Source organism: Variovorax paradoxus (assembly GCF_000834655.1).
Lineage (GTDB): Bacteria > Pseudomonadota > Gammaproteobacteria > Burkholderiales > Burkholderiaceae_C > Variovorax > Variovorax paradoxus_F.
In genome coordinates this window covers 85,700-93,317 of sequence record NZ_JXQQ01000052.1, presented here as the reverse complement: position 1 = coordinate 93,317, position 7,618 = coordinate 85,700, and the positions used below count along the sequence as shown (strand labels likewise).

Below are 7,618 nucleotides of genomic sequence, written 5' to 3'. Positions count from 1 at the left end.
AAGAAGGACTACCCGCTGATCGAGGTGGGCGTGATGGAGCTGAACCGAAACCCGGAGAACTTTTTCGCCGACGTGGAGCAGAGCGCCTTCGCACCGAACAACCTGGTGCCTGGCATCGGCGTGTCGCCCGACAAGATGCTGCAGGCGCGCCTCTTTGCGTACTCGGACGCGCAGCGCTACCGCCTGGGCGTGAACCACCACCAGATCCCGGTGAACGCGGCGCGCTGCCCGGTGCACAGCAACCACCGCGACGGCACGATGCGCGTGGACGGCAACTACGGCGGCACGCTGCACTACGAGCCCAACAGCTTCGGCCAGTGGCAGGAGCAGCCCGACTACCGCGAGCCGCCCCTGAAGCTGCGCGGCGACGCGGACTTCTGGAACTTCCGCGAGGACGATGCCGACTACTACAAGCAGCCGGGCGACCTGTTCCGCCTGATGAAGCCCGAGCAGCAGCAGGCGTTGTTCGAGAACACGGCGCGCGCGATGGGCGATGCGCCGGAGTTCATCAAGCGCCGGCACATCGACAACTGCACCAAGGCCGATGCAGCCTACGGCGCGGGGGTGGAGAAGGCGCTGGGTCTTTGAGGAGCCCTTTCCGCTCGCAGCATCAGGACAGCCGTTCGAGTTCCGCCGCAAGGAACTCGATGACAAGCCGCGCACGTGCCGGCGCCTGTCGTCCGAAGGCATGCAGGGCCGAGATGGTGACGAGCGGCAGCGGCTGCAGCGGCAGCACCGGCACCAGGCGCCCCGCATCGATGTCGTCCTGCACGAACAACCGCAGGATCTGGATGACGCCCAGATCGCCGAGCGCCGCGATGCGCAGCGCCACGCTGTTGTCCGTGTCGAACACGCCGGCCGGACTCAGCACGCTGCCATCGGCGAAGCGGATCGGAAACGCCTTGCCGCCCAGCATGTAGCGCACGTGCGCATGGGCGCGCAGGGCATCGATCGAATCGGGCGTGCCGCGACGTGCCAGGTACCCGGGCGATGCCACCAGCACGAGCGGCAGGTCGGCCAGGCGCCGCGCGGTGAGGTCGGAGTCGGCGACCTGCCCCGCGCGGATCGCGATGTCGTAGCCCTCGCGGATCAGGTCGACGTGCCGGTCGGCAAGGCTCATCTCCAGCTTCAGGCCGGGATGCCCGGGCAGGAAGCTGCCGACCAGCGGCTCCAGAAGAATGCGCCCGAGGTCGCCGGGCGCAGTGATGCGCAGCATGCCCTGCGCGATGCCGGCGGGCTGCATCACGTCGCTCGCATCGTCGAGCGCGCGCAGCAGCGGCGCGATGCGTTCGTAGTACGCGGCGCCTTCCTGCGTGAGCGAGAGGACCCGTGTCGAACGCTGGAACAGCCGGACGCCAAAGCGCTGCTCCAGCCGCGCGACACCCTTGGAGACCGCCGACGGCGACGTGCCCAGCGTCCGTGCGGCCGCACTGAACGAGCCGGCCTCCACGGAACTCGCGAAGGCAACCAATCCGGGTGCGTGATCTAGAACATTCATTGAAGACTCCTGGGCACAAGTGTTTCCGTTTCTTCCCACTACTTGACCGCGCGTGGAAAACCTAAATTGGAAGTCTTCCCTCTTTCTCTTCCTCAAGGAAAAAATCATGAAGAAACTCTCCGGCAAGGTGGCCGTGGTCACCGGCGGCAACAGCGGCATCGGCCTGGCCTGCGCACAGGCCTTCGCGGCGCAAGGCGCGAATGTCGTCATCGTGGGACGGCGCCAGGACGCGGTCGATGCCGCGTTGGCCAGCATCGGCCCGGATGCGATGGGCTTCGTCGGCGACGTGGCCGATCTCGCGATGCACGACCGGCTGCTCGCCGCAGTGAAGGCGCGGTTCGGCGCCATCGACATCTATGTGGCGAATGCGGGAACGGCCATCCTCGAGCCGTCCGCCGCCGTGACCGTGGACAACTACGACGTGCAGTTCGCCACCAACACGCGCGCGGTGTTCTTCGGCGTGACCAAGGCGCTTGCGTTCATGCGCGATGGCGGCTCGGTCATCCTCACGAGCTCGATCGCCAGCGGCAAGGTGATGGAGAACCATGCGGTCTACGCGGGCAGCAAGGCCGCCATCGAGGCTTTCGCGCGCAACTGGGCACTCGAACTGAAGGCCCGGCGCATCCGGGTCAATGTGCTGAGCCCAGGACCGGTCGACACGCCCATCCTTGCGAAGCTGGGCATCTCGGAAGCGGCGCGGCCGGCGTTCGACAAGAGCATGGCCGCGGCGATCCCCCTGGGCCGGATGGGCCAGCCCGACGAACTCGCGCAGGCGGCGCTGTTCCTCGCGAGCGACGACAGCGTGTTCGTCACGGGCGTCAACCTCAAGATCGACGGCGGCATGGCGCTGACGTGATCGGCTGCGTCGGGCCTGAACCGGTGGCCCCGCCCTTTCAGGCCTGAGCCGCCGTGCGCGGAGGGAGAAATCCCTTCGCGTGGGCCAGGTCGGGCCATGGCAGCACGGTTTCCCCGGCGACCAGCCACCTGCCGCCGGTGCGCCGAAGCCGCAGTTCATAGAGCGCCGGGTCCGCCTCCTGGCTCATCCGCCGAAAGAGGATGGCAGTGGCCTCGTCGCCCTGCTCCTCGATGTGCAGGATCCGTTTCTCCGTCGACAGCGGCTTCTCGCCCGCATCGCGCCGGCTCCTGAACTCGGACATCATCTCCGCCTTCGAGAAGCGGGCGACCTCGCCTTGCGGCGTCAGCACCAGGAAGCCGAGGTCCTCGGTGTAGAGCGCTTCCATTTCGTCCATACGGTAGTTGCTTCCGGTCTCGGCGAGCAGGTCGATGAAGGCAACGATGTCGGGGTTGTGAGATGGGGCCATGGGGTTCCTTCTTGCTGAAAATCTGAAGAGCGGGCGGGCAACGCTCGTCGCCTCACCGCGGTGGATAGAGTTCGCCGAACGGGATCGCCGGCGGGTCGTAGTCGTGGCCTGCGCAGCTGATTCCCCGGTACTCCACGGGAAATTCCTTGCGGCAGCCCGGCTCGGCGGCGACCACCTGCGTGTCGAGCGTCGGCTGGCGCCCGGCGGAGGTCGACGCGGAAGTGCCGGAAGCCGAAGCGGCGTCGGTGCAGCTGGCAAGGGCCGGCAGCAGCGAGAGGATCGCCAGGCCGCAGGCCAACCCGCGAAAGACGATGGGCCGGTCAGTGGTGTGAGCAGCAGATGTGTTCATTGCGCCGTTCCTTGCGATGGATGCCTGGTGCGTTCATCGTAGGTTTGGCGCCTGCGCTCCGGTAGGTCCGCGCAAGGACGCGCGCTGGTTCCGGTTCGGCATCAATGCCGCGTTGCCGGCACGGGGTTCAAGCGACGCTGCGGGCCTCTGGCCAAGCCTTCTGGCGCCACCTCTTGAGGGGCAAGTCCACCAGATGCAGGCAGATCGCCGCCATCGCGAACGAGAAGACGATCGTCGCGCTCAGCGTGACCCACAGCGGCTGCGTGTAGCGAAGCAGCAGGACCAAAGGGAAATGCCAGAGATAGATGCCATACGACAGCCTGCCGATGTAGACCAGTGGCCCCGACGCGAGGATCGACGCCTTCCCGATTTCCGCGGCATGGCAGACAAGCACGAAGGCGGCCAGCTCGGCCAGGGTGATGCGCAGCGTGACGGCCTCCGTCTGGTCGATCGTCGGAAGCGAAGGCAGCGTCATGAGCACCGCGAGCGCCACGCACGCCATCGCGAGTGCATACCTGGACACCTTGAAGCGGGTGAGCGCCGCGATGGCGCCGAGCAGGATGCCGCTCATTCGCGTGTCGAAGCAGAAATAGGCCTGCGCCCAGGTCCAGTTCAGGGCCACGAAGTACCGCCACGCGGTCACCGCGACGAATGCCGACACGAGCCAGCGAACCGGATGCCGCGATCGCAGCACAAGCGGCAGCAGCAAGGGCCACAACAGGTAGAACTTTTCCTCCACGCCCAGCGACCACGTGTGCCCGATGGTGTAGGTCAGGTCCCAGAAGGGCAGCGCGTAGTCGTAGACATACAGTGCGGCCAGCGCGGCCGAGAGCCACCGGTTGTCAGCCGGCCAGAGGATGGGCGCCAGCACCACGTAGGCCGCGATCATGAGCAGCAAGGTCGGATACAGCCGCAGGGCCCGACGGGCGTAGAAGCGACCGACCTCGATGCCGCCATTGCGATGTTCCGTCGCAAGCAGCGATGTGATGAGGTAGCCGGAGAGCACGAAGAACACGTCGAGCCCCACGAACCCGCCGCGGGCACCGGGCACTTCGCAGTGGAACAGCACGATGGCGAGGATCGACAGCGCGCGAACACCATCGAGCGCCGGGTTGTACCGCATGGGAAGCGCCCCGTTCAGCGGCTGGCCAGCGGATCCGGCCGGCACGGCTGCAGGATCGTCGCACCGCACGCCGGATAGCTCGCCGGCCCCTTCACGTCCTTCAGCACGCCGAGCCGCAGCACGGAGTCGTACCTGGCGTTGTGCAGCACGTAGACGCGCTGCTTCTGCGTGAAGGTGTCGAACACCAGGCCGCCGGTCTGAGCCGGCGTGTCGATCCAGACGCGCAGCCGCGACCCGCTGCGAAAGTAGTGCCCCATCTTGTTGATCTCGACGCGTGCAAGGACGGGCCGCCCCGGCAGCAGGGGCATGAACTGCGCGGGCTGCTCCAGGTGCACCGGCCGCAGCGGCGTCGAGCGCGCGGAGTCCAGCGCCCGGTTCGACAAGCGCAGCCAGCCGCGCTGGACGTAGGTCTCCTGTCCGTCGGGCCGCAGCTCGGTGATGGTGACCTGCAGGTCCGCATCCCCCGCGCTGGCCGTGACCCAGAGGTCGGCGCTGCCCGGCCCGTAGACCATCAGGTCTTCGCCCAGCGGAGGCGATGTGTAGGCGACGCCCGTCGTCTTCCAGTCGCCTGGCAATGGGCCCCAGAAGGAGCGTCCGGCGATGTCGTTGACGGCAACGCCTGCGCCCGGGTAGTCGAACCCGTCGGCCGCGCCGGTGCCGGGCGCATCGCCGAGCGCCTGACCCGCACCCAGATGAAATTCCTTGACGGCCAGATCGCCGCTGCGGATCGATCCCTTCTTCACCACCCAGCGCGGCTTGGGAGAAACGCGCCGCTGGAGCGCATTGCCGCCCTCCTCGGAGGTCTCCATCCACACCGTGGTGCGCGGGGTGTCGCGTTCGAATCCGTTGTCCTCGCCCTTGACGAAGCGATCGAGAAAACGCACAGCCATCGCCTGGAAGTCGGCGGCCAGGTACATGTCGTGCCGGCCGTTCGTCTGCACCGACCACAGCTTGGCCGGATCGAGCCGGGACTGGTAGTAGCCGCTGCGAGGCGTGATGGCCTGGTCCTGGAAGGCTTCCATCGACAGCACCGGAACCTGGACGCGGTCGGCAAGCGGCGCCAGGTCGAAGCTCTTCATGTGCTCGTCCCGCAATGGGTGCGACAGGAAGAGATGCATCACGGAGTTCGTGTCTTCGGCCGCGAGGTTCTTCGGGATCTGCGCCAGGCAACTCGCGTCGCCCTCTTTCGTCGCGGTCTGCGCGGCCACCTTCTCCCAGTAGGCGCGCATGGAGACCCGAAGAGGCGTGACGAAACCCGGTGCAGGCACACCGCCGGGCACCAGCGCGTCGCGGAAGTCCGTCAGCACCATGCCGGGCACGATCGCCCGAAGATGCGGCGGGCGCTGCTGCGCGGTCGCCAGCTGCGAAGAGCCGCCGTACGACCAGTTCACCATGCCGACCTTTCCATCGGACCAGGCCTGCGCCGCCGCGAACTCGACAGCTTCGGCGCCGTGCCTGCCCAGTTGCGGCCGCGTGTATTCGAGCGGGCCCTCGGAGCAACCGGTGCCCGCGGCGTTCACGCCCATCACCGCGTAGCCGGCTTCGACGAGCCGCTTGTCCAGCTCGACCGACATGGACGTCTTGTATTTCAGGTACGGCGTTCCGCCGATCGAGCCGGCGTCGTATCCGTTGATGCTGAGGACGACGGGGAACCGGCCCGACGCGCTGGGCAACAGCACGCTGTAGCGCAGCCGGATTCCGTCGGCCGTCGTGAAGTAGCCGGCAAGGCGCTTCGACCAGAAAGGTGCCACCGCCGCCTGGTCGGGAAAATCGAAGGGCTGCGATGCCGGCAGGCCCGTGTCGGGGTCCAGCGTGGCTTCCTGTGCATGCGCGGCCAGCGACGTGGCGAAGGCGGTTGCGAATGCGATGACCGCGGCGATGAATTTCCTCATGGTTTCTCTGCGCTGGTGCTTGCGGGTGAACGGCGGGAGGCGATGTTAGGACATCCATGCGTCGGCGAAGGCATTCGCATGCCGGCCACCTCGACGCTCGGGGAATGCAGGCAGGCCCCCTCTTCGATGCAGGCAACTCTGCATCGACCACGCGGGAGCGATTGGTGCCCTTTGCTCAACACGATGCGGCCTCGCGCGTGGCTACCGGTCGGCAATCCGCAAACCTAGGATCGATGCCATTTTTGCGACCGCCACGACTTCTCGTACGACTCAATGACAGAAAAATCCCAGATGACTGATCCAGTGACCACAGCACCCGGCGCATGCCGAGCGATCGGGCGCGCCATCGCGCCTGGTCTCGAAGGCAGCGAAAGGAAGCCGGCATGAGCGATCGCATGGGCATTCAGCGCCGCGGATTTCTTCGCGGCGCCGCGACGGGTGCGGGATTCATCGGACTGAACCTGGCACTGGGATGCATGGCGGCACCTGCGAAGAGCGCCGGATCGCCCGCACTCGGCATGGCGCGTTTGAACAACGTGAATGCCGGCGTTCTGAACATCGCCTACTACGAGGCGGGCCCTGCGGATGGCCCGGCCGTCGTGCTGCTGCACGGGTTTCCGTATGACATCGAGGCCTATGCGGAGGTCGCGCCCCTCCTCGCGTCCGCGGGTTGCCGGGTGATCGTTCCTTATCTGCGCGGCTTCGGCCCCACGCGCTTCCTGAGCGCAGGCACGCTTCGTTCGGGCGAGTTCGCGGCATTCGGCGCGGATCTTCTGGCGCTGCTCGATGCGTTGAGGTTGCCGCGCGCAGTGCTCGCCGGATACGACTGGGGCGGCAAGGCGGCCAGTGCCGTGGCCGCGCTCTGGCCGGAACGCTGCGCGGGGTTGGTGTCGGGCAACGGGTATGCATTCGCCGATCCGTCCGCGGTGCTGGTTCCGGCGAAGCCCGAGAGCGAGGTCCCGCTCTGGTGGCAGTTCTACTTCCAGACGGAGCGAGGGCGCGCGGGCTACGAAAAGTACCGGCGCGAGTTCGACAGGCTCTTCTGGAAGCAGTGGTCTCCGACCTGGCAGTTCGACGACGCGACCTTTGTCCGCACCGCGGCGTCGTTCGACAACCCCGACCATGTCGACGTGTCGATCCATTCGTTTCGCCATCGGTTCGGTGCGGTCAAGGGAGATCCCGCCTATGCCGAGATCGATCGCAAGCTTGCATCGCTGCCCCCGATACCGGTGCGCGCGGTGACGCTGGACGGCGCCGACGATGGCGCGCATGGGCCCACGGACGGTTCGGCCCAGGCGGCGAAGTTCACCGGGCCGCGCACGCACCGCATCGTGCCGGGCGCGGGGCACAACCTGCCGCAGGAGGCGCCGCGCGATTTTTCGGACGCCGTGCTCGAGCTCGTTCGCGCGGAACGTCGCGCAGGTTGAGGTTGCG

At 67.1% G+C, this 7,618-nt stretch carries 8 protein-coding genes; 3 read left to right on the top strand and 5 right to left on the bottom strand.

The window, feature by feature from the left end:
• A partial coding sequence (locus RT97_RS21895) for a catalase (protein WP_042580928.1) occupies positions 1-588 on the top strand: 588 nt, incomplete at its 5' end.
• Positions 589-610: 22 nt separating this feature from the next.
• Here RT97_RS21895 and RT97_RS21890 read toward each other — a convergent pair.
• Positions 611-1,498 carry a LysR family transcriptional regulator gene (locus tag RT97_RS21890; protein WP_042580927.1) on the bottom strand — a complete coding sequence of 296 codons (888 nt, stop codon included), beginning with the start codon at positions 1,496-1,498 and terminating at the stop codon, positions 611-613.
• Between the two features lie 106 nt (positions 1,499-1,604).
• Between RT97_RS21890 and RT97_RS21885 the strand changes: the two genes are divergently transcribed.
• Positions 1,605-2,354 carry an SDR family NAD(P)-dependent oxidoreductase gene (locus tag RT97_RS21885; protein WP_042580926.1) on the top strand — a complete coding sequence of 250 codons (750 nt, stop codon included), beginning with the start codon at positions 1,605-1,607 and terminating at the stop codon, positions 2,352-2,354.
• Positions 2,355-2,391: 37 nt separating this feature from the next.
• On the opposite strand, the gene RT97_RS21880 is transcribed toward RT97_RS21885, so the two are convergent.
• The 4 genes from RT97_RS21880 to RT97_RS21865 all read right to left on the bottom strand — a co-directional run bounded on the left by RT97_RS21880 (position 2,392) and on the right by RT97_RS21865 (position 6,184).
• Complete coding sequence (locus RT97_RS21880) at positions 2,392-2,820, bottom strand: hypothetical protein (protein WP_042580925.1); 429 nt, start codon at positions 2,818-2,820, stop codon at positions 2,392-2,394.
• A 52-nt stretch (positions 2,821-2,872) separates the two neighbouring features.
• Positions 2,873-3,169: a hypothetical protein gene (locus RT97_RS21875; protein WP_042580924.1), complete on the bottom strand. Its 297-nt coding sequence runs from the start codon at positions 3,167-3,169 to the stop codon at positions 2,873-2,875.
• 127 nt (positions 3,170-3,296) lie between these two features.
• Positions 3,297-4,292 (bottom strand): acyltransferase family protein, encoded by a 996-nt coding sequence (locus RT97_RS21870; RefSeq protein ID WP_052810720.1) that lies wholly within the window; start codon positions 4,290-4,292, stop codon positions 3,297-3,299.
• A gap of 14 nt (positions 4,293-4,306) precedes the next feature.
• Positions 4,307-6,184: a CocE/NonD family hydrolase gene (locus RT97_RS21865; RefSeq protein WP_042580923.1), complete on the bottom strand. Its 1,878-nt coding sequence runs from the start codon at positions 6,182-6,184 to the stop codon at positions 4,307-4,309.
• Positions 6,185-6,567: 383 nt separating this feature from the next.
• On the opposite strand from RT97_RS21865, the gene RT97_RS21860 reads away from it, so the two are divergent.
• Positions 6,568-7,611, top strand: coding sequence for an alpha/beta fold hydrolase (locus tag RT97_RS21860; protein WP_080898381.1), 1,044 nt, complete (start codon positions 6,568-6,570; stop codon positions 7,609-7,611).
• Positions 7,612-7,618 lie beyond the last annotated feature (7 nt).

Coding starts and splice junctions, on each gene's coding strand:
- RT97_RS21875 (WP_042580924.1), bottom strand. CDS start 3,169: ATGAACACATCTGCTGCTCACACCACTGACCGGCCCATCGTCTTTCGC.
- RT97_RS21870 (WP_052810720.1), bottom strand. CDS start 4,292: ATGCGGTACAACCCGGCGCTCGATGGTGTTCGCGCGCTGTCGATCCTC.
- RT97_RS21880 (WP_042580925.1), bottom strand. CDS start 2,820: ATGGCCCCATCTCACAACCCCGACATCGTTGCCTTCATCGACCTGCTC.
- RT97_RS21860 (WP_080898381.1), top strand. CDS start 6,568: ATGAGCGATCGCATGGGCATTCAGCGCCGCGGATTTCTTCGCGGCGCC.
- RT97_RS21865 (WP_042580923.1), bottom strand. CDS start 6,184: ATGAGGAAATTCATCGCCGCGGTCATCGCATTCGCAACCGCCTTCGCC.
- RT97_RS21890 (WP_042580927.1), bottom strand. CDS start 1,498: ATGAATGTTCTAGATCACGCACCCGGATTGGTTGCCTTCGCGAGTTCC.
- RT97_RS21885 (WP_042580926.1), top strand. CDS start 1,605: ATGAAGAAACTCTCCGGCAAGGTGGCCGTGGTCACCGGCGGCAACAGC.